This window comes from Parabacteroides sp. An277, from assembly GCF_002159645.1.
Classification (GTDB): Bacteria; Bacteroidota; Bacteroidia; order Bacteroidales; family Tannerellaceae; genus Parabacteroides.
Window position 1 is genome coordinate 1 of sequence record NZ_NFJB01000027.1, and the last position, 22,407, is coordinate 22,407.

The window sequence follows — 22,407 nt, forward strand, 5'->3', positions numbered from 1 at the left end:
AAATCAAACTATTCAGAGCAAACCTCAGAGGGGTTGCAGACAAGAAGTTCTTCTTATTCCGTATTGCAAAACTATATGCATATCCCCACTAAATTTCTACTGAGCCCAAACTTCGCCTTCATACCAAAGCGACAACCAAAGAGCATCCGGATTTGGTCTTAATGCCGCCTCTTTAATAGTTCGGTTAGCTGTCTTAATTGTCAGCATCCCTATTTGCTCTGGCACAGATGCCGCCAATTGGTCTGCTTTCTGGAGTTCTGCGCCGATTGCTTGATAAATGTTGAATCCACCCATCATCTATCCTCCCATAAATTATATTGTTTATCTTTGACTTTTCGGAACAAGGCTTTGTCCGTTGTATAATAACCAGCTCTAAATTTCGTATGCGAATCCTCTTTCTTGTAAAGCAATTGGATAATCCCTCTATCTTCCATATCCGCCACATACCTGCAAATGTTAGCTCTCAAAATCCCGGTTTGCAGGAACACGTCAAGCATTGTTTTCGGCCTTTCCAAAAAAGATTGATAAACTATTTGGTATTGCGTGCGAAAATCCATATCTTTGCCCTTGTCTTTAGGGGGATTGGTAGTCGATGAGGCTACCTTTTTTCTTATAGTCATATTTCAGTTGATTTTATGCGTTTTCAAATATTTGTTTGCTTCATCCCTCAGCTCGCTTCCACTTCTGCGTTTACCGTTTGATAACCATTTATCAATGTCGGATTGAAGGAAACGTAATTTTTCCCGCCCTTGTGATAGGGGATTTCCCGCCTGCTTACCCATCCATAAATGGTTGCTTTCGCGGGGTGATCGGGTAGGTAAGCTTTCAGTTCGTCAATGTTCAGCCACCTATCCATCGGAGCGGCTGGTGCTTCGCTCTTTTCCATTAACACTTTCTCCAAAGCCTCTACTTTGGTGATGAGGTATGCCATCGCTTTAGGCATGGTCTCGAAAGTAATCGTTTCGTTCATTTTGCTATCCTGCTGGCTGCGTTCAGGCTTTCAATTCCCGCCATGAAAGAAAAAGAAAACCGCTACCTCAAATGAGATAACGGTGCAAAAGAATAAATAAACCAAAAAGTTATCGCATAACCTATATTTAGCCTAAATAAGAAAATAGAGAGAACTATTACTTATTATAGTATTCTTCCCCTTTTCTCTTTAATTTGTCGAATATATCTAAGAAATTCGCATTACGTTTAGCCGTTGCGAGGAGTGGACTGTAATCATCGATTTTTACATTAAAGAATTGACCTAATGATTTGATGAGTTCTTTTTTATTTGTTGCAGTTCTCCCATCTGTTGTATTGAATATACGGCAATCATACATTGCACTAATGATTTTGATAAAATCAGTTTTTTTATCTTCTGATATTGTATAATTGCTAAAACCATCATTTACCTTTGTTTGCGTCGATTCTTCCCATTTCTTAAATAGAGTATTGATTCTTTCTCCAATTGAGCCAAGTTCCATAGCTATCCAGTCTAAACGAGACAGAACTATGTCTATTTCTGCGAAATCAAGGATACTATTATCTTCGACTTCGTGTATTACTTTGTATAACGGATGTTCCTTATTGTTATACGCTTCTTGGAAATAGCCAAATTTAACCGTAATATTCGGGATATGTCCTTTCCATTGTGCACGATAAATGTTGATTAAATTGATGATACTATCGGGATTATAACTTGATAGATTTTGAATAAATTCTTGCTCAATATGATCCATTCGTGGATTTTGTTCTCTTGCGATATCGAGCAACATTCTTTTATACGAATCGCTATAACCGCCATAGTTATTTTCTATTACATTGGGCAATTCTTCATCTGTACAATGAAAAATAATAGGAAAAGATAATCTCCATAAAATTCCAAGTAAATAATCACCTATTGATTGACTTGTATATTCATTAAAAGCAAGTTGTTTCCCATCTTCTACCCATTTACCCAAATCGTTTTTCGTGTATTTACTTTTAATTTTAAGCCAATATTCTATGTGGTTTAAAGCATCAACCGCATTATAGATGTTCTTTTGCAATCTTTTTGTCTGTTCAAAATTAATGGTCATAATATTATGTTTATAGGATTTTTATTTTCTCTGCCGCTTCTCTCTTTGCTTCCTCCAATGTCTTGGCATACACCAACGTAGTGCCGATGTTCTTATGTCCCAACATTTTCTGTATAGTGGTTATCTGCGTACCGCTGGCAAGTTGCAGGGTCGCAAAGGTGTGCCGAAAGCAATGGAATGTGGCGTTACGGGTGATTCCTGCCGCCCCAAGCCATTGAGCCAAAGCCTTGTTCGCGTATGCGGAATAAACCAAGCCCTCAAATACAAGGTCATCCGGCTTGCGTCTTTCCCCACATAGTTGCATGGCTTGTTCGGATATAGGAAGCTCATCGTATTTACTTGTCTTTTGGATGGTATATTTCAAAGTGAACTTGCCATCCTTTTCTTCGATTTCTCCCCACTTCATTTTGCGTATATCCGAATGTCTCAGACCTGTGAGCGCTGAAAAGAGAGCGGCACGTTTCAACACCGGGTTTGTACATGGAGTTTCTACCAGCCGTTTAAGCTCGTCAAGGCTTAGGAACTCCCTGCGGGTTTCCTTTTCTTTGATACCTTTCAAGTCCTCGTTGATGTTCTTAGGCAGATACCCGTACTTATAAGCCGATTTCAAAGCTATCTTGAATTTGAGAAAATAGGCAGCAGCCGTGTTGTTGGATAATACAACCTTGTCGCTTCTGTGCGTCCTTACGTTCAGGAGATAATCCCGAAATCGCTCGCACCAAAGCAAATCAATGTCGCAAAAACGCTTTATCGTTGCGTTGTCCGATTTCTTGGTGTAGTCCTGTAAATGCTTTAGCGCACTCATCCAGTTATTGTAATTGGATTCTTTCTTATCCTTAGCCAAATTGCGGAAGTAGGCAATAAAATCCCCCTTGCTGCGTTCTTTGGCTTTCAGCATCTCTGCTTCTGCATCCGTGTAGATTTCCGCTTTGCTTAGTTCGTTCTGCCTGTTGGCTCGTATGATTTCAGCAAGGCGTATCTTTTCCTCATCCGCTTCGCTGTACTTGTGTGAGCCGTCTTTGTTGGTTTGCAGTTCCCCGTTTCTTTTCTTCAAGGGAACAACGTACATGCCCAAATATTCCCGGCGCATCGTTTCGCCTGTCTTGGGGTTCGGAATGCCGGGATAATAATCAAGGTAAAGCGTTTCCTTTCCGGTGTTGAGCATCCGGAAGCGTAGCGTTACTTTTGTTGTCTTTGATTTCCTCATGATTCCTTATTTTTAAGTTTGTCAATATGCTGTTTACTGTAATAGAGCTTACCATTAAGCCGCTTCTTCGGGATTGAGTACCGGGAAACAAATACCCTGACAGCTTGCTCTGTCATACCGTAGATTTCCATTACTTCGGATGTCGTTATCCAATCTGCAAGGTTGGAGAGGGTGTAGTCAAATCCTCGTTTCTTGAAATACGCATCCATCCTGCTTTTGGCTATCAATGTCCGTGTACCTGCTTTCTTGGTAGGTACGTTCTCCGCATTGATAATCTTTCTTATCCGATGCCGGAGCAAACCGTATTTCTCCGTAACCTCGTCAATAGTGTACCATTCATCTATTGGCTTGCGTTCCCCGGTTGTCAGCACTTCGTAAGGTTCTACCTCATCGAACAAGGCTTCTATGTCCTTTTTGCGTATCAAAGTCGTGCGCTGCGATAGACGCTTTGCCGGGATGATACCTCTTACTACATTGCGATAAATAGTCCATCGGCTTACTCCCATAAGTGTAGCAGCTTCGGAGATAGAAATATAATCCTGTCTGGATAAGTCCACCTTTGCCCGTTCCCGTTTCGTCTTGGATGCCATAGAAGCGGATAAGGAAATAACCTCTTTGCGTTTGATAGCCCGGTATGCTTTACAATTACATTCATGTGAGCAATAACGGGCTGTTTGCGTGTACGCTTCAAACTCGCGTCCGCAAAACTCGCATACTTTCTTTATCGGTTCTTTCGCTTTCATATCCGTATCTTTTCACACCTATTTATGTTGCTCTACGTTGCTACACGTTGCAGTAAGTAGCAAATGGAGATTTTATATCTTATGTGCTATGTTGCAAACGGTGATTAAATACGCTTAAATGTGGTACAAATAATCCTCATTTTGCATCGTGGTACATAAGTGGTACAAATATACAATAAATAAATGGATAATAAAACGAAGTAACAATAAATTTACAGACAAAGAAAACCGCTATAATAGATAATATTATAACGGTTTTATGATAGATGCTATTTCTTTGTTTATTACCAATTACTTTCCGACGCAGTATGTGTACATTGTTGATTATCAATAGTATAGCGCTCTAAAAGGTACAACCAATAGGCTGGCAAGTATCTGAGAATGTGTAAGTTAGTGATTTTTAGCACCATTCTCGGCATGTACCTCCATTTTGGAAAGTAAAAGTAAGTGTAATTTCTTGAATATCAAAATGTGCGGTACAAAAACTTGTGAAAAATGCCGATTTTTGATGAGAAAAGGTACAAAAATAGCTCTAACCCGAGGGCCACATTATGATTATTTTGCGAAGTACTCACTCTTCATTAATAGGCATAAATCGGTCCTGTAACGAGATTTCACCAGCTTTATTATCCAATATATCATTCTTGATAAAGGCAATCTTTGAGCGGGATATTGAGGTCGTTGAAGAGATTTGATAGCGATGCATCACTTCGGTCGAACTGATGGCCTTTTCTCCAGCTATAAGAGCCTTGAGGTAGTTCAGTTGTAAGTGGTCAGTGTTTCGGTGATTGTTACAAACAACAGACCTATGTGACAGCGGTCGCTATTTTTAAGATTGCCTTAGTAGTAATATTCTGAATAGAAAAGGAAGTATTATTTCTTTTTCTGTTCAAATTATTGCTATATTTGCAGTATGGATAGAAAATTAACTGAAATAGGAACCATTCCAGTAACGACTTCAATCATTGAATCGTTGTATCCGGAACTTAAGTCTGCTGACAAGAAAGTAACCTGGCTCGAAAAGCAAGGGATTATCATCAGATTGAAGCGGGGACTTTATGTGATCAACCCCGAATATTCAGGAAAGACTCTATCGAGTGAGTTGATTGCCAATCATCTCTATGCACCTTCGTATATTTCAATGTCTACTGCACTACGATATTATGGACTTATCCCCGAGGCTGTATATGTTCATCAATCAATGACGGTAAAGCACTCGCGTAGCTTTCAAACTCCGGTCGGCTGTTATGACTACAAACATATCTCAAAAATGGCATTTCCAATAGGAGTAAGGAGTATGTATAAGGATAATTATGCTTTTCTTATTGCATCACCGGAAAAGGCTTTGTGTGATTTGATTGCCAATTCCTCGCAGGTCAATCTTCGCTATATGAAAGATGTGGAAACATATCTTGAACAGGATATTCGTATGGATATGGATGAGTTCAATAAGATGGATAAAACCATATTCGAAGACTACATAAAAGTTGGCAAAAAGGCCGATTCAATTTCGACACTTTTAAAATTCTTAAGACGATGAAAAATGAAATATTCGACAATATGCTCTCCCGTTATGATTTAACAACAGAGCAACAGAAGAGAAACGCTATATTTGAAGTGAACCAACAAGTGATACTTGCTGGCTTGTATGCCGGAGGCTTTTTTGAGTCGGCGGCTTTCTATGGTGGAACTTGCTTGAGAATCTTTCATGGCTTACAGCGTTTCAGTGAGGATATGGATTTTTCATTGCTTACGCAAGATGATAAGTTCGATTTTACGAAATACTTTCCTGCTATCGTTGATGCTTTTACAATGGTAGGCCGTGAGGTTGAAATAAAGAAAAAAGACAAGAGGAATTTCGGAAAGGTCGAATCGGCATTTCTTAAAGATAATACCAATGTGTATGATGTGACTTTCCAAACAGAGAAATCTATAAAGATAAAGATAGAAGTAGATACTTGCCCACCGTTGAACTTCAAGACGGAACAGAAGCTATTGCTTCAGCCATATTCATTTATGACCCGTTGTTTTACACTTCCCGACTTGTTTGCAGGCAAGATGCACGCCTTAGTATATCGTGCGTGGAAGAACAGAGTAAAAGGTCGTGATTGGTACGACTTTGAATGGTATGTACGCCATAATATCCCACTTGATTTTGCTCATTTGGCAGAACGATGCAAGCAGTTCAACAATGAGAATATCACTCCAGAGTTATTCAAGGAGAAACTCATTGAGCGTCTCTCTTCAGCTGATATAAAACAAGTGAAAGAAGATGTATTGCCTTTCGTGCGCAATCCAAAAGAACTTGATATTTGGTCAAATGATTATTTCGTACAGTTGGCTGGAATGATGAGAATGGGATAATCTTATATTTATGTAATGCATTTAGCGGTAAATAAAAATGACAAATATGATTAATTGGCTGCATATATCTGATTTACATTTAGGTAGTGAAGGTGCAATAACGAACATGATGCGCGATGAGTTGCCTGAATACTTAAAAGAACTAGGAGTAAAATGTGATTATGTATTCTGTACTGGTGACATTCGAACAGCAAATGTAAGTTCTAACGTATTTACGGATGAAATGGCCGATTATTTGAAATCTATATGCGATGCAGTCCAGACATCAGTGGATAGATTGTATATAGTTGCCGGTAATCATGATGTGGATAGAGATGTTGATGGTCGTCATGATGTTATCAGGAAAGTATTCCATGATAGCGAAAGGTACTATCACCCGGATAATGGCATTATAGAGCCGGAAGACCTGTCGGTCATTATGACAGGAGAGAAAGATTTTCTTTCTTTTCTTAGCAAAATATACGACGCAGACCGACTCAAATTATATGGCAATCCCAAAATGCCGCATTTTAATATAGAGACAGAACATTTCAATATTCTGCATGTAGATACCAATTTAGCATACACCAGCGGACAAGAACATAACGACTTGTTCGTTGGTACAAAGTTATTATATGACGCAGTACGTACGCTTAATAAGAATAAACCGACTATATTGCTTAGCCATTATCCGGTTACTTCGCTTATGCAAGGAGAGAAGAAAGTGCTCTCGACGATGCTGCAACATAATAGAGTGCGTCTATGGCTGGCTGGGCACGAACATGACCAAGTGCTACAGAAAGTTCATTATATCTATTCTTTACAAGCTGGTGTTTTGCGTAATGAACAAGATGTACGGTCTTCGGTCCTTTTAGGACGATACGACCCGACAACCTGTGCGTGTTTTGTAAATGCGCATACATGGTTTGAAGAAGGTTGGGCTAAGTATCCTTATGTTGATTTGGAGAACACGCCTCAAGATGTTTTTTCCATAAATTTAAGTCCTAAATTAAATGATAAGGTTGCTATTCCACAAGATCTGGAACAGGCGATGAACGGCCTTACATTAAGAGATGTTAATGTAGATTTAATTCAGCGGGAGCCGTTGCTCCCTGCAATTCAGAGCGATAATATCGTAGAACGTACAGCTTTGTTGGATCGTTGCCTTAATGCACTGGATGATGGTAAAATACTCGTGATTTTTGGTTCTTTGAAAATAGGAAAATCGACTTTAGCAGCACAAATACATCAGCACAGGCCAAAAACTGCCATATACGATTCTGTTTTGCAGACAGATCTGGAAAATAAGATAAAAATACTGCTAAAGGAAGGAAAGGGCGGTGAAAGTGTGTTGGTAAGCACGGGGGCATTAAATCTGAATATAGCAGGACTTGATGATAGTAGAGTTTGTCAGATTGAAGTACCTTTATTGACAGTCGCTGAAACCAAAGAACTTGTTGATACGTATAGACCAGAGCAGAACCCACATATGTTCATTTATGCACATAGTTGTGGACATCCTGTTCTTGTGCGAACACTTTGCGAATATTTGAAAGCTAATCATTGGCGATTAGATGAAAAACATTTTTCCAATCTTTTAGCATATAGTTTTGACTATAATCTGAGTAGAACAATGGCTGATTTGATGCGGACATTGTTAGCTGATACGACTGATCGCGCTTTGCTAAATCGTCTGTTGATTGTGAATGGTACTTTCACTGAAGAAGATGCCTGCAAATTAGCCGGAATTGATCCATCTATTGACGAACCAAGAATGCGTTTAAATGGATTAGTTCCTACATGGGTAATGCCATTAGATAATTGTTTTAAAGCGAACCCACTTATCAGTAAATTATGGAAGCCTGATGTGCCAGAACAAACTTTCAAAGATGCCAATTTATTATTAGCAGAAGGTATTTTGACTAAGAAAAAAGTACTTGGAGAACATGATGTACTGAATTATATCCTATACAGTATTAAAGGTGGTGCGGATAACAATGCTGGAAGAATGTACATCACAACCTTAATGAAATTGGATGATATTGGAGAATTGCCACATGGAAGCCTCCTTTGTAAATTATGGATAAATGTCCCCTTACCCAAAGGAATGTCTATTGATGTCAAGATAGGAATACGTTATCTTCAAATTGCACTTATCAAAGATCTGAGTGCAACTCAACGATCATTCTTGATAAAAGATTTAAAAGACAATGTCTCTAAATGTACTGATGCTGAAAAAATACCGTTCTATAGCAGCATGATTACAATGATTTGTTGGATGGAAGGTGACATTGAGGGTGGGTTGTCACATTATCATCGATACCTGGAAAGTAAAGGTGATGATAATAAACTATTAAAGACTATTGGAGATGCAAAACCATTTTTTGATAATAACATTTGGTTTTTCCTTCTGCGTTTGTCTAATGAACAAGATTTCATTAACTGGCTTGATGTATTCAAGGCAGATGATATTGAATACTCACATAACGACCATGTAATTTGCGAGTGTTGTTATCTTGCAATAGAACGACTTTGGAGGTATCATTTAGGGGGTAAACCCGTTAATGATCGTGTGAAGATATTATTCAGAATTTTGGAAAAAGCAGAACTTAAGCGCTGTTCAGAACTTGCTATCGCTTGTGTTTTTGCAATTATGGAGATTTTTAATTCTGAACACCGTTATGAAGAAGCTCGATCGCTATATGAAAGCAAGTATTCTAAGTATGAAGAATTGCCATTTGCGCAGTTGATTTTGAATGGTTCAATGGGGAATAGCTACTTCCGAGATGTTGCTGAAGTACATGGTCATGCTCTTGATTACTTTAAAAGGTCACTTTCGATTGCAGATACCGAGTTGATTCCTAATATTATGTTGCATGTTAAGCAAATGATGGCATACGTTCTGGCTGAGACTAATATTAATGTGGCAGTAAAAGAACTTGAAGAGGCACTACAATATGTTTCTGATGTTAAACATCGTATAGATATATATGAATACTATCAGTGCATAGGAGAGTTGTCATATGCATATTGGTGTGCGGGCAATAAACAGAAAGCTGTTGAAAAACTATCAGAATGTGTGCGTTTTGTCACGAATGACCTTCAAGATGGCAAAGAAAAATTTGCCAAGAGCTTTATCTGTTTATTAGGGTGTCTAATAATAAAGTATCAGTGCGACTTGGATAACAAACCTATGCCTAAAGATCAAGCAATTCCTCATCATGGGATGTTCACTGAAAATGACTTAAGTTCATTTGATGATTTATATAGCGAAGACCGTATCTATACATCCTGTTATCAGATGTGTCAACTGTGTAAAATGGTCAGCTTAATGGATTTTGCTCGCGAATGGGCGCATAGAACACTGGATGCATGTAAGAAAAGAGGCGAAGTTCGCGAGATTCATTATATACTCTTCCTGTTATTACCATATTTTATTGAGGATAATGATAAAGATGCCATACTTTTTGTAATTAATCATACATGTGAAGCGCAGCGTATTAGTTATGAGAATCACCCTGAACTGCATAAAGAAAATGCAGACTTTGAGTTTGTTGAGTTTCGTATAGTACCTCTTCTAATGGTGTCGCTTAGTCAGAATCTTCGTGGAGATGATAGTGGTTTGAAACTCATTAAGAAGGTATTGGACAATTATCATCCAGTGAATAATCCTGAAAAATTTGAACTAGTGAAATCTGTGTTTGATAGACCTTCGTATGATAAAGACTATATAGCGGAAATTAATAAGTTGGACATGAATGATAACTATGTTGTTTATATTTGTGCTTATCTGATGACAGCTTATCAAAGTGAGGCAGATTATGCATTTTCACTTCTAATTGCACTTTTGCCTATGTTGGAGAAACAATTGATTCAAATCTTGGGTGAAGATATAAAACCTATTATTAATCATTTTGTGACTGATTTTTGGAAGGCTAAAATTCTAACAGCTCCTAACGAATTCAAAGATTACGAGTTCCTTCGAGAAAAGGGGCTTCCACTTATTGAAAAGTATGAAGGAAAAATAAATCAGGCAAATCATACGATGCTTATCGTGAGCAATCATATAAATAAACTAATTAAGCTTAATGGCTTACAGGAGGATTGGATGGATAAGTGATCTTTTTTGCTTATCAATATTCCTACACTAAATGCAGAAAACCGAATCAGGCTTGAAAGTAAACCTACCAGGGTTATTATATATTTATAGACTATAGTCTTGCTAGCCCAATAATAGGAATTGTTATTTTGGCTTATCCCCAAGTCAACGCTTAGGGGGGTAAGCCGTTTATCGTTTATTTAAGTCTGCCCCATTTTTCCTGCAAGCTCTATAAATACATCTCGTACAACACTGCTGTCCGGAGAAATTTTACCATAAAGTAGGTTGCTCGACAGAACCCGCCTCCGGAACACAAACGGGAGTTGTCGGCTGATTATAAATTTCACGGATATCCGCCCTCTGGAAGAGGACTTGTCCGATTGAGTTAGAGATAGAATGAAGACTTGGATCCAACCCGTATCGCTTCTTCGCAATGATGAGCAGAAGATAGTCCCAAATGGCTATCCATATCTGCGTGTACACGGCGTTCTTGGAAGTGCCGTAGAAAGTCTTGATGTGAAGATGCTGCTTGATCCATTTGAAGAACAGTTCTATCTGCCAGCGTTCACGGTAGAGTTCCGCAATAGTCAGCGGATCGTCAATCGCAAAGTTGTTGGTCAGAAATCGATATACTCTTCCAGTCTCAAAGTCTTCATACACAACAAGTCTCAATGTGTCTGGATACTTTCTGGTAGAGTAATATCCAGCAAGTCTGATAGTCTCATCCGAAAGAACGCCCGAGTCTTTGTTGACAGGTCTGGACTCAATAACCTCATAAGACATATTGTCCTTGGCGCGTGTAACAAAGTAGGCGCCCTTTTGCTGGAAATGTTTGTAAAGTTTCTCAAAGGCAACATACCCCCTATCCATCAGGTAGAAAGCACCTGCTTCAACAGGAATCTTGTCCATCATCCTGGCATCGTTAACCTTGCCTGGCGTGAGCATGACAAATGTGGGAATCGAGCCTCGCAGATCCATCAGTGTATGTATCTTGAACGCGCCCTTACCATGATGAAACTCGGCCCATGGACACAACTTAAGACACAGTTCAATGGTACTGCTGTCAAACGCATATATCATCTCCTCAAGACCAATTCGCAGCTTTTCATCCTTGTAAAGCATCGTGGCTTCCTTTACCAAAGTCATCGCAAAGTCTTGATATATACGCCAATCCTTCTTCTCGTTGGCCTCCGCAAGCGTGGATCGAGGTATTGCCTTGATTCCGGAGCGATAGAGGTCGCCGCAGAGGTTAAGTGTAGTCTCTATATCTCTCAAACCATCTCTGTCAGTGAACTGTGCAAAACTCATCACCATGAACTGGTCACGACAATTGAATTTGATAGCATGCCGGTCACCTTTGTAGCGGTCGACACATTTCTTGAACTCGTATTCGTTAATGAGAGACATAATCTGAGCGAAGATTGTTTTTCCTTTGTTCATGGCTTGCGGATAACCTCTTGATGGCTACCGCAAAGTTACTGATGTTCTAATCGAAAAATTTTCTGATGCTTGTAACTTATTGATGTTTAATAATTAAAACATTGTCGGAGAATTTTTCTCCGGACACTAGTGCTCGTACAATTAAAAATAGTACTTAGAGAAGTTTCTCGCTCTTTCTAAGTGTTCCATCATTAATGCATGTGAACGTCTCGATATCTGGACAGAAGATTTCCTTGGCCTTAATATATCGTGAACATATCTCTTCGGAAAGATTCTCTTCTTCTCCTACTATGACCCATGATTTAATCTTTCCGGAAAGAGATTTAGGGATAGATCGTCCCTCTGGTATAGTTACAAGACCAAGACTAACTTTCTGTTTCAACATGCTAGCGATATTCTTGTATAGATCAGGATAATCCTCCAACACTTGGGTCAGAAGACGTTGATAAAATCCTACTTGAATTGGTGATGTGAATATTTTCTGTGGATCGTCTCCCTTCAATTCAATAATTATTAAATCACCATCCCAAGTCAGACCGAGAAAGTCCACTTCTCCGTAAGTTGTTGCTACATTCTTCCTCAGGCTCTTCAATGACGGCCTGAACTCGTTTTCTAAAAGATTTTTGAGCTCGGCATCTATTTTGTCAAGTATTCTCTTCTTGGTTACTTCATTTCTGATCCCAATCACAAATTCCTTGTCAATTATAATGAAGTCATCATCCGGTTTGTTCAAGAAAGTGTACCTACGGGCAATCAGATTCTGGTAATATCCTTCTGCCTTTTTCCCTGTCGATTCATTCCCATAATATCTGGAAAGATTTGGATCTGCTTTCAGTTTGTCCAAAAGAGTATTCAAATAAACGGATTTAGTTATGTCTTCATAATATTCCGGGCAGAGGTCATAATACTTTTTCTCATATGAAATTTTGCTTTTCCCACTCTTCTCTATTTTTATGATTTTACTTGTTCCGCGGTAAACGGAAAACCAAGAGTTGTTTTTATTGCTTCCTGTTTGGAAATCTAGCTCAGGATGGTCCTTGACATACTGTATCATCCAATGGTATTGTCCACCTTCCTTGAATTGATTATAAATTACTGGATCCATTGTCCTGTTATAATAGAAGTCTGATGTTATGTTCTGCTTCGCCATGTATTGAAATTTTGATTATAAATATAACCTTTTTTGATGTCATTATACACTTGGCAGTGTAGGTGATTTCTCGTTTAATATAAAAATCATTCCAATTGTTTTTCTGAAAACAAAGCCTTACTGATTAATTCTTTTGCTTCTTGTTCTTTTTGTGCAATTTTCGTTTCGTCCCACCTTTCTCCTTTCTTAATAGTATTCATCATAGATTTTAATTTGAGACTATAGGTTTTCATAGCCTTAGCGTCACCAAAGTTTTCATATTTTGCTCCCGGGAGATTATTGGTAAACTTTGAATTCATACCTCTACTGACAAGACACAGATTTCCAAAACTATGTAGATGGTTAAAATCCATTGGATCTTTATCCGTTGGATGTTGTGGGTAGAAATGTTCTACAGAAGTTCTGTACGAAAACTCAAAATCTGTATCCTTTGTCTCTTTCAATAACAGGTAATCGTAAAAGTTAAATACAAAATTCTCCACATGTTCTCCTTTTTGTGGATACTCGTCTATATTGATATTTGACCATAGGATATCTTTATCATGATTTACACTCTTTCCATTATTCTCGAATATAATAGTCTCAAATGGAACCTTATTTTCAGGGATTGCTAGGTATCTATCTAACATATATACTTTTGACAAATTCCATAAATATTCCGCATATTCAGTGGCATTTGTATTCCTATGATTATAGACATAGTATAAACTGGCATTCATCCAATGCTTATATATCTGAGTCGGTGCTGACACATGAAACATCGATAGGAGCATAATTATATTACGGTTTTGTCCAGATCCATCATCTTCGTATTCTGTTTGTGAGAAGGTGTCTTTGTAATAATATTTATCTTTATCTGCTTTTTGAGGTAATAATTTCTTCAGACTCCATTTATCTTGTTTTCTTTTAATGATGTATTTATCAAAGAGAAGACGTAAATCAAGGAGTTTCATAATAAATTCTATGCTGAAACTAGCAGTATCTTTTTCACTTTTGATTACGCTTTTGAAAATCTTTGTCAACCTTTTGTCATCCAACACAACTTCTTTATTGTCAGGACGGATTATTTTTAGAACATGAAGCAGGAAGTTGGAAAAAGTAATCAATGAATGGTAAGTTTCTGATTGGTCTTTGTCGGTACTTTCTTCCCATGGCTTTCTATAAGGTGTGTTGTTAGCAGCATCTACGAATAACCGCTCTAAAGAATGATTTTTTTCTTCGTCACCAAGATCGGAATTTTTATTGTATAATGCAGCTAAATCATTGAATGAAATTTTAATATTTTCAGTGCCATAGTTGTCAAACATTTGTTCTCTTATGTCTTTTGAGAAATTTAGCTGAACATATCTATCCATATTTGAACAGGCTTCCCAAATCAGATTAAATGCAGCCATGGCAGACTGATTTTCCTTAATTGGAGACATAAGATGTGCTTTCACAATTTCGTGTTGTTCAAGTTGCTCTCCCCTGGAGTTCATTATCTCAAAATAGTGATTAAGGTTTGTGTCTTTCGGAACACTTATCCGAAGAATGATTACCTTATTAAGTAGATAATCAATAAAAGTAGAAACGGAAATCTCTTTATCCTGACAAATCTTATCAATTATACTCCACGCTTTGTTATACACAGCCATAATATTAGCATCAACAACTCCATGATTAACAGTTTCAGGATTGTTGTACAATGCAAATAACGTGAGGTTTGATTTTTCTCTATGATCAAAAGAGAGATTTACCTTAGAATACCATGATAAGTCATATTTTAAATAATTGTGTTTAAGCGCACATAGGAGAATTGTTATGGTTGTTGTTCTCTGTTGTCCATCAATTGTCTCGAAATACAAACTATTGTCCTTATGCCTTGGAAATACAATAAGATTTCCTATGTAATAGTTATTTGTGGGAGAATCTTTCGCATAGTCAGCTATATCCTGAATAAGTTGGGTTGTTTCGTCCAGTCCCCAGGCATAGTTTCTTTGATAAATAGGTATGCGGTATTCATTACTGTTAAGCAATTCTTTTATGGTAAGTTCTTGTATATCGTTCATAATAATCAGAAATAGAGTTGTTTGATTTGAGTGTCTGCATTTGAAGCTAATGATCCGATTTGTGGAGTCATGAGATTTATAATGTCATACGGAGATTGAGCATCACGAATAGTTTTAAACATGATTCCGCTAGTGGCACTATTATCTATAGTTGGAAGCTGAACACTGTAATGTATCAGGCGAATTTGATATGCATATCTAAAGATCTTTCTCACTACCTTATTTATTTCAGCGAAGCCAAATCTATCAACATAATAAATCAAGAGGCAATTAAATAACTGTCGGACATAGGTATCACCAGTACGATTTCTATTAGAATAATTATTTAACATCCGAATGATTTTATATGCTGATTTTTCATCTTCTGTTGAGTCATAATTTTTGTATTCATTTTCGTCTATGATTTTATTGTACAAGGCATCATAGTAGCGAATCATATCAAAAAAACGGCTTCCGTTAATACATATTTGATCTATCTGGAAAGGAAATTCCATTTTTGACTGGTCGATTTTTCTATATGGTTCATTAGCATAAAAAGATGAGAAGAAATGACATATAATTTGCTGCATATAAAAAGGATACCGTTTATCCTCCAAGGATATACCCTTAAAAGCATCAATATTGTCTTTCGTAAATTCCTTTCCACTATTATTTTTGGCCCATCTTTTGACTCTATATAAAGTCAAAAACAATTCAACTAATCTTTGTGGATCAAGATCCTGCCATTTAGTGATGTTATCGCTGTCCTTCTCAGAGAGTTTTTTGATTTCTCTAAGATGAAAAGCCTTCAATAGATCATGTGGCTCCAAATCTTTTCCTCTTGCATTTTGTGAGTCAAAGAATTGGAAAGCTTCAGATATTTCGGGTAGGCGAACTACAACAAACTGACATTTGTTTAAAAGAAAATCTAAAAAATTATCATCCAAATCATCTAATCTATCTTCAATTGCTGTAAGGTTTTCTCTCACATGTCCAATTGAATGCTCGTTTGTAAATTCCGTACGTTTACAAAATGTTTTAATTCTATCTTGTACTTCCTGATAAGGATTCTTGGCCCTTATTTCTTTTTTGTTGAAAAGTTCGTATAAAAGCAAAGAAAGAGTGACTATACGTTGTTGTCCATCTACTATATTGTTCTCATGAAGAACAAGAGTTCCTAGTCTATACTCTTCGCTGTCCTTGAAATACAAAAGGTCATTTATTAATTGGTTGACATTCTTTACACCCCATTTATATGGACGTTGATATTCTGGAATTATGAAGTTATTGAAAGGTAAATCTTTAATTTTTAGAATACCATAAGTAAGTTTTTCTACTTGCATACTATCAGCTGGTGGAAGACTTTCCAGATTTTCCATTTGCTGCATTATGATTTCCGCGTCTCCATGCTCTGCTGACAAAGGAGATAGCACAGGGTCGAATATTTTGGATATTTTTTCAAAGCATTTGATGATATCGTCTGCAGATTGAATAGTAATATTTATTCTACATCGGCCTTGATTACGATTACCCCATCTATGCCAACTTAGCTCTTGATGCTGATAAGATTCTTCAACTAACTCTCTCCAAATAGTATTATATTCATAACCGCTAAATTTCCCTTCAAGGTGCAACTCAACGTATCCTTGATAGTATTCGTAATGTATATCGATATCGTGGAGAATAGTCTCCAATTGGATGAAACGATTATCGTGATAATGATTTGTTTCAGTCTTGTAGTATCTTCCAGGAAAGTAATCCTTTAGCTTGGGTTCAACTTCCTTTTTTAAGCTATCGGTAATTTTCAAATAGTTCATAATTATTAATATATTCTGTAATACATGAGCAAATGCTGTACATCATAATCTTAATAGAGATTATCATTAGTGTCCCGTTAAAATGGGACGAGTTAAACAATTAATCAAATAGCCCCGGAATAATGGGATTATATAGATCTTTGACATCATTGAAATTAGTCTTGTCGAACAGGTCACGCAAGTGGGTTTTGTCAGTCAATGATATGCTGAGAATTTGCAAAACTTCATAGGTTGAACGTTTCAACTTCATATCATGTTGGACAATAGCCACAAGACAGTACGTGATAATAGCCACACTGATTTGTATGCGAACAGCGTTCTCTGTTGTGCCCCAGAATTTCTTTATCTTGAGATGCTGCTTGATCCATTTGAAGAACAGCTCGATTAACCATCTTTTCTTATAAAGATTGGCGACATCCAGTGCAGAAAGTTGTTTTGCATTCGTCAAAAAAGTGAACTCACGGTCATCCTCTTCGTCGTAATATCGGACGAGTCTGAATGACTCAGGATATTTTTTCTCGGAGAGATATCCGGTCAGTTTCACTTCCGCATCTGTCATTATGTTCTTTGGCATTCTTCGCTTCCATTTGACTGTCTTATACTTTAAGTTCGTCTTGGCTCTGACAACAAAGAAAGAGTCTGTAAGATGTATCCTATAGAGTTCTTTAAAGGAGTCATAAGCCCTGTCGAATATATAATAAGCATTTGGTTCATAATGGATTGAAGACATTGCTGTGGAATCATGCTTTGAAGCAGTGGTTACGGTATAGAAAGCAGGAACTTGTGCTTCAATGTCGTATAAGACATGAGCTTTCACCCCTCCTTTCTTGCTTCGGAACTTTGCCCATGGAAATGTTGCAAGACACAACGGAATCGTTGTTGAATCAAACGCATATTTCTTTCCGGAAATGTCAAGGATGTTGGTCGTCCGCTTCTCGCAGGCTTCCTTCATCATATAGAATGCAAAGTCTTCGAAGATTCTGTAATCACGGTTCTGGTTGGCTGTCGCAAGAGTTGTCTTGGCTATCGGTTCACGACCTAAACCAAGATGATATTGCTTGGCCCTATGCGCCTCGAAAGTAACGATTAAGTCTCGCAGGCTCTCACGGTTACTCAGTTGTCCAAACATCATCGCGAGCATCTGATTCCAGCAAGTGAAATGTTTCACATATCTGTTGTCATCATACTTGCGAACATAGTTGTTGAACTGAGTCCTGTTCAGAAAAGCGGTTAATTGAGAGAACACGTATTTGTCTTGGAACATAGCAGCCATTTGTATTAGACTGCAAAGTTGCAAAATCAAGTCCGTTTCATTTCAAAAAACCGTGTAATTGACTATATTTCAATAATTTCAAAGAACTATTTATCCACTTTTACGGGACAGTAGTGAGAGATTATACATATTCCTTTTGTTCACGAAACAACATATTATATATTATTTTTTCACTATATTTGTATATTGTTGATTATCATTAACATAATACTCAAAAAGGTATAACCAGCAGGTTGACAAGTGTCTGAGAATGTGTAAGTTGATGATTTTTAGCACTATTCTCGGATTGTACCTTCATTTTGGAAAGTAAAAGTAAGTGTAATTCGCAGAATATCAAAATGAGCATTACAAATACTTACGAAAAATGCCGATTATATATGATAAAAGCTCACTAGTGTCCACTAAAAATTAGAGGACGAGTTAAAAATTATAATTACTAAATAAATTTGGTCCATCAAGACCGCTTTGTTCTTTGACATCATTGAATTTAGTTTTGCTGAAGAGATCCCTTAATGGAGTCTTGTCCGTAAGAGAAATGCCAAGAATTTGTAGAACCTCGTATGTCGATCTGTCCAGTTTCATATCATGTTGCATGATAGCTACAAGACAGTAGGCAATGATTGCTGAGTAGACTTGTATCTTTACAGCGTTCTCGGAAGTACCCCAAAATTTCTTTATTTTAAGGTGTTGCTTGAGCCATTTAAAGAACAGTTCCACTTGCCAACGATTCTTGTAAAGTTCCGCGACCTGTAAGGCTTGAATATGTTTTGCATTTGTAAGATAAATGAACTCCCTTTCGTCTTCTTCATCCCAAAACCTCACCAAACGAATCGTTTCAGGGTATGATTTTTGGGTATAGAAACCGGTAAGTTCAATCTCACAGTCGGACTGTATATTCTTAGGTAAACGTCGTTTCCATTTGAGTACTTTCGCCTTAATATTTGTTTTAGCCCGTACAACAAAAAACGAATCCATCATATGTATCTTATAGAGACGATGATAATCGTTATATGCACGGTCGAAAACATAGAAAGAGCCAGACTCATAAGGTATTACATCCATTGCCTTGACATCGTTTATCTTTGCTTCGGTTATATGGATAAAGGCAGGTACTTGAGTCTCTACATCATACAACGTATGGATTCTGATACCTCCCTTATGTGTACGAAAGTTTGCCCAAGGAAACAGTTTCAGACACAAGTCAATCGTTGTAGAATCGAAGGCATATACATTTCCGTTTAGTTTGAATATGTCATTTATTCTTTTCTTTCTGGCCTCGCTTATCATATAGAATGCGAAGTCCTCAAAGATACGGTAGTCCCGGTTCTCATTTGCTTTTGCAAGGTTACTCCGAGTGACATGTTTCCCAACCCCAAGATGGTAGCATTTCTCTTGATGTGCATTCAGCGCAACAATCAGATCACGAAGACTTTCGCGGTTACACAATTGTCCGAATATCAAAGTAAGAAGTTGATTCCAGCAAGTAAAATGCTTAACATACTTGTTGCCATCATACTTCTTTACGATACGGAGAAACTTGTAGTTGCCTAAAAACTCAACCATTTGGGCGAAAACGTATTTGTCTTTATTCATATACAGCCTAAGTTAAGGCTGCAAAGTTATGATTTCAAATCGTTGCGCAAGAAAATCTCTTGTAACAAACTGTAATTCAATTATTTCAAAGAACTATTTGCGATTTTTAGTGGACAGTAATGATAAAAGCTATAAAAATAGCTCTGAAACAAATTTGGAAGTTTCTGTTATCCATAAAGTACTCAGTCCTCAACCAATGGGCATAAATCGGATTTGGAACGAGATTTTACTAGCCTTATTATCCAATATATCATTCTTGATAAGGGCAGCCTTTGAGCGGGACTTTGATGTCGTTGAAGAGATTTAAGCGATGCATCACTTCAGTCGAACTGATGTTTTTTTCTCCAACTATAAGAGCTTTGAGATAGTTCAGTTGCTGTGTGGTCAGTGTTTCGGTGATGGTTACAAACAACAGACTTATGTGACTCGCTATTTTTTAAGATTGCCTTAGCAGTAATATTCTGAACAGAAAAAGAAGTATTATTTCTTTTATTGTTCAAATTATTGCCATCTTTCGATAAACAATATATTATTTGTTATCTGTAAAATATCAGCCTTATGAATAATATAATTGCATTTAATATCCCAACGCCCAATAATGTGGTTAAGCAGGTTGCGGCAAGAAAAAATTCGAAAAATAGATTTCCGTAACCTATCATAAAATAAAGTAAAACTATCATATTTATATATTATATGATATGTTGAGCTATGGTAAAAAGCACAATGGATACCAAGTAGCCAAGAGAGTTAAAGCAGAAGATGCAGATAGTGGATAAGCAGCTCAGGCAGGCTTGACTACGTACAAATCTCAGTATTGCTCAGATTTATTGAACGTGCCATCTGTTCGCCTTACGGTTTCCCACATAGAGAAAGATGTCAACAGAGGTAATAGGCATTTATCTTAGAGTACTTTATGTGTTTCAACTGGATGATGATATTTTTTTCTCGCAAAAGAAGGTGCAATGGGAAATGCCTTGCAGGATTTGAGTCTCAAAAAACGTGAAAGTGTATCCCAAAAAGAATAAGTTATGTAAATGACTATTATAATCGAACGAAAATGTCCTTCTGTACAAAAAATAAGTGTATCTTTGTAGATATTTTATCAATAAATAGTGATGAATAGAATTAAAGTTACACTTGTTGAGAAACAGAAAACCAATAGATGGTTAGCTGAACAAATGGGGAAATCAGAGAATACCATTTCGAGGTGGTGTTCTAATAAATCTCAACCATCAATCGCTCAATTACAAGAAATTGCGATCTTGTTAGATGTTGATGTTCGTATACTATTAAAATCACAGAAAGAGTAATATAAAATGTCGAAACGCATTGAATATATAATTGATGATATTAAGGAACAATATCTTGAAAAAGATAACAATATACCTTGGATTATCGGTTTTAGTGGAGGAAAAGATAGTACGGTTGTACTAACATTAGTGTGGAGAGCCTTGCTATCTATACGAGAAGAGTTAGGCGATACGGCTCTTGTTCGACAGGTGTATGTTGTAAATAATGACACCCTAGTGGAAAATCCTATTATTACAGACTATATCGTTGAGGTATTGGATTGTATCCGTATTGCTGCTATTGAACAAAAACTACCTATCAATGTCCAAATAACAGTGCCAAAATTAGAGGATAGTTTCTGGATTAGCTTCCTAGGTAAGGGATATCCTGTTCCAAATAATACCTTTAGATGGTGTACTGATCGATTAAAGATTAAGCCTACTACGCAGTTCATTCTTGATAAGGTAGATGCTATGGGAGAGGCTATTGTTCTTATTGGTACTCGTCTTTCCGAGAGTGCTACTCGTGCGAAATCGATTCGTCGTCACGAAATCAAGGGAAAACGTTTAACCAAACATCCATTGAACCCCAATACATACACATATCCTCCAATTAAAGATTTATATCTGGAAGAGGTATGGTATATACTCAACAATGAGCCATCACCTTGGGGCTATGACAATAAGAAGTTGTTCCAAATATATGCTGATGCCACAGCAGATGATTATGAGTGTCCTACTGTAATTACGGATAAGACACAGCCTTCATGTGGGCAGAGTCGATTTGGTTGTTGGGTTTGCACCGTAGTAAAGGAAGACAAGTCAATGATGGCCCTTATTAACAATGGCAATCAATGGATGGCTCCTTTATTAAAATATCGAGACGAAATGGTTGCAGGGCGAAATATTTCAGAAAATAGGTATGCAACCCGCAGAAACGGTCAAGCTGCTCAAGATGCTGATGGTCATAATCAAGGTAATTACACTTTTGAGTATCGCTGTGAGATGCTCCGTAAATTATTGGAATTGCAGCGCGATATGCAGAAAATAAAGCCGCATATGGAGTTGATTTCAAATCAAGAACTTGTTGCGATTCAAATTAACTGGTATCGAGATGGATTCTTTGCACCAAAAGTAACAGATATTTACAATGAGGTGTATAAACGAAATATGCCTCTTGAAAATATGCAGTACCAAGAGCGATTAATCCTTGAAAAGGTATGTGCAGAACATCCTGAAGATTACCACTTGATAAATGATTTGGTATCGCTTCAAAAGAGCAAGACTATTTTGATGAATAATAATGGCCTACAAGGCGATATTGAGAAACGATTAGATAACTACCTCAACCAGCAGTAAG

General features: G+C 37.3%; 16 protein-coding genes and 2 pseudogenes. 6 read left to right on the top strand and 12 right to left on the bottom strand.

Annotation, left to right across the window (positions count from 1 at the left end):
* Positions 1-108: 108 nt before the first annotated feature.
* The 6 genes and pseudogenes from B5F77_RS11115 to B5F77_RS11140 all read right to left on the bottom strand — a co-directional run.
* Positions 109-294 (bottom strand): annotated as a pseudogene (locus B5F77_RS11115) (helicase); the annotation flags it as partial.
* A complete protein-coding gene (locus B5F77_RS16000) occupies positions 294-620 on the bottom strand; it encodes a hypothetical protein (RefSeq protein WP_239446327.1) in 327 nt (108 codons plus the stop codon). The pseudogene B5F77_RS11115 and the gene B5F77_RS16000, both read right to left, overlap by 1 nt.
* 47 nt (positions 621-667) lie before the next feature.
* Positions 668-970: a DNA-binding protein gene (locus tag B5F77_RS11125; RefSeq protein WP_087330772.1), complete on the bottom strand. Its 303-nt coding sequence runs from the start codon at positions 968-970 to the stop codon at positions 668-670.
* 157 nt (positions 971-1,127) lie between these two features.
* On the bottom strand, positions 1,128-2,066 hold the full coding sequence (locus B5F77_RS11130; protein WP_087330774.1) for a hypothetical protein: 939 nt from the start codon (positions 2,064-2,066) through the stop codon (positions 1,128-1,130).
* Between the two features lie 10 nt (positions 2,067-2,076).
* Positions 2,077-3,273, bottom strand: a complete 1,197-nt coding sequence (locus tag B5F77_RS11135; protein WP_087330776.1) for a site-specific integrase — start codon at positions 3,271-3,273, stop codon at positions 2,077-2,079.
* The gene (locus B5F77_RS11140) at positions 3,270-4,016 is read right to left on the bottom strand and encodes a helix-turn-helix domain-containing protein (RefSeq protein WP_087330778.1); all 747 of its coding nucleotides are present in this window, start codon (positions 4,014-4,016) and stop codon (positions 3,270-3,272) included. Before B5F77_RS11140 ends, B5F77_RS11135 begins: the two co-directional genes overlap by 4 nt.
* 913 nt (positions 4,017-4,929) lie before the next feature.
* Here B5F77_RS11140 and B5F77_RS11150 point away from each other — a divergent pair.
* The 3 genes from B5F77_RS11150 to B5F77_RS11160 are packed head-to-tail and all read left to right on the top strand — an operon-like array spanning position 4,930 to position 10,479.
* The gene (locus tag B5F77_RS11150) at positions 4,930-5,556 is read left to right on the top strand and encodes a hypothetical protein (RefSeq protein WP_044231030.1); all 627 of its coding nucleotides are present in this window, start codon (positions 4,930-4,932) and stop codon (positions 5,554-5,556) included.
* Positions 5,553-6,380 carry a nucleotidyl transferase AbiEii/AbiGii toxin family protein gene (locus B5F77_RS11155; protein WP_087330780.1) on the top strand — a complete coding sequence of 276 codons (828 nt, stop codon included), beginning with the start codon at positions 5,553-5,555 and terminating at the stop codon, positions 6,378-6,380. Before B5F77_RS11150 ends, B5F77_RS11155 begins: the two co-directional genes overlap by 4 nt.
* Positions 6,381-6,426: 46 nt before the next feature.
* A complete protein-coding gene (locus B5F77_RS11160) occupies positions 6,427-10,479 on the top strand; it encodes a metallophosphoesterase (RefSeq protein ID WP_162607990.1) in 4,053 nt (1,350 codons plus the stop codon).
* A 249-nt stretch (positions 10,480-10,728) separates the two neighbouring features.
* Here B5F77_RS11160 and B5F77_RS11165 read toward each other — a convergent pair whose 3' ends face one another.
* The 6 genes from B5F77_RS11165 to B5F77_RS11190 form a co-directional block, all read right to left on the bottom strand.
* Positions 10,729-11,898: an IS4 family transposase gene (locus B5F77_RS11165; RefSeq protein WP_087330785.1), complete on the bottom strand. Its 1,170-nt coding sequence runs from the start codon at positions 11,896-11,898 to the stop codon at positions 10,729-10,731.
* 154 nt (positions 11,899-12,052) lie between these two features.
* Positions 12,053-13,048, bottom strand: coding sequence for a hypothetical protein (locus B5F77_RS11170; RefSeq protein ID WP_087330786.1), 996 nt, complete (start codon positions 13,046-13,048; stop codon positions 12,053-12,055).
* A gap of 86 nt (positions 13,049-13,134) precedes the next feature.
* Positions 13,135-15,096: a DUF262 domain-containing protein gene (locus tag B5F77_RS11175; RefSeq protein ID WP_087330788.1), complete on the bottom strand. Its 1,962-nt coding sequence runs from the start codon at positions 15,094-15,096 to the stop codon at positions 13,135-13,137.
* A gap of 5 nt (positions 15,097-15,101) precedes the next feature.
* On the bottom strand, positions 15,102-16,892 hold the full coding sequence (locus tag B5F77_RS11180; RefSeq protein ID WP_087330790.1) for a DUF262 domain-containing protein: 1,791 nt from the start codon (positions 16,890-16,892) through the stop codon (positions 15,102-15,104).
* Positions 16,893-16,992: 100 nt separating this feature from the next.
* Positions 16,993-18,156, bottom strand: a complete 1,164-nt coding sequence (locus B5F77_RS11185; protein ID WP_087330828.1) for an IS4 family transposase — start codon at positions 18,154-18,156, stop codon at positions 16,993-16,995.
* Between the two features lie 429 nt (positions 18,157-18,585).
* Positions 18,586-19,758 carry an IS4 family transposase gene (locus B5F77_RS11190; RefSeq protein WP_087330792.1) on the bottom strand — a complete coding sequence of 391 codons (1,173 nt, stop codon included), beginning with the start codon at positions 19,756-19,758 and terminating at the stop codon, positions 18,586-18,588.
* Between the two features lie 759 nt (positions 19,759-20,517).
* Between B5F77_RS11190 and B5F77_RS16005 the strand changes: the two are divergent.
* From B5F77_RS16005 to dndC, 3 genes and pseudogenes are all read left to right on the top strand, one after another.
* Positions 20,518-20,783 (top strand): annotated as a pseudogene (locus tag B5F77_RS16005) (transcriptional regulator).
* A gap of 90 nt (positions 20,784-20,873) precedes the next feature.
* Positions 20,874-21,068 carry a helix-turn-helix transcriptional regulator gene (locus B5F77_RS11205; RefSeq protein ID WP_087330793.1) on the top strand — a complete coding sequence of 65 codons (195 nt, stop codon included), beginning with the start codon at positions 20,874-20,876 and terminating at the stop codon, positions 21,066-21,068.
* Between the two features lie 6 nt (positions 21,069-21,074).
* Positions 21,075-22,406, top strand: coding sequence for a DNA phosphorothioation system sulfurtransferase DndC (dndC, locus tag B5F77_RS11210; RefSeq protein WP_087251527.1), 1,332 nt, complete (start codon positions 21,075-21,077; stop codon positions 22,404-22,406).
* Position 22,407 lies beyond the last annotated feature (1 nt).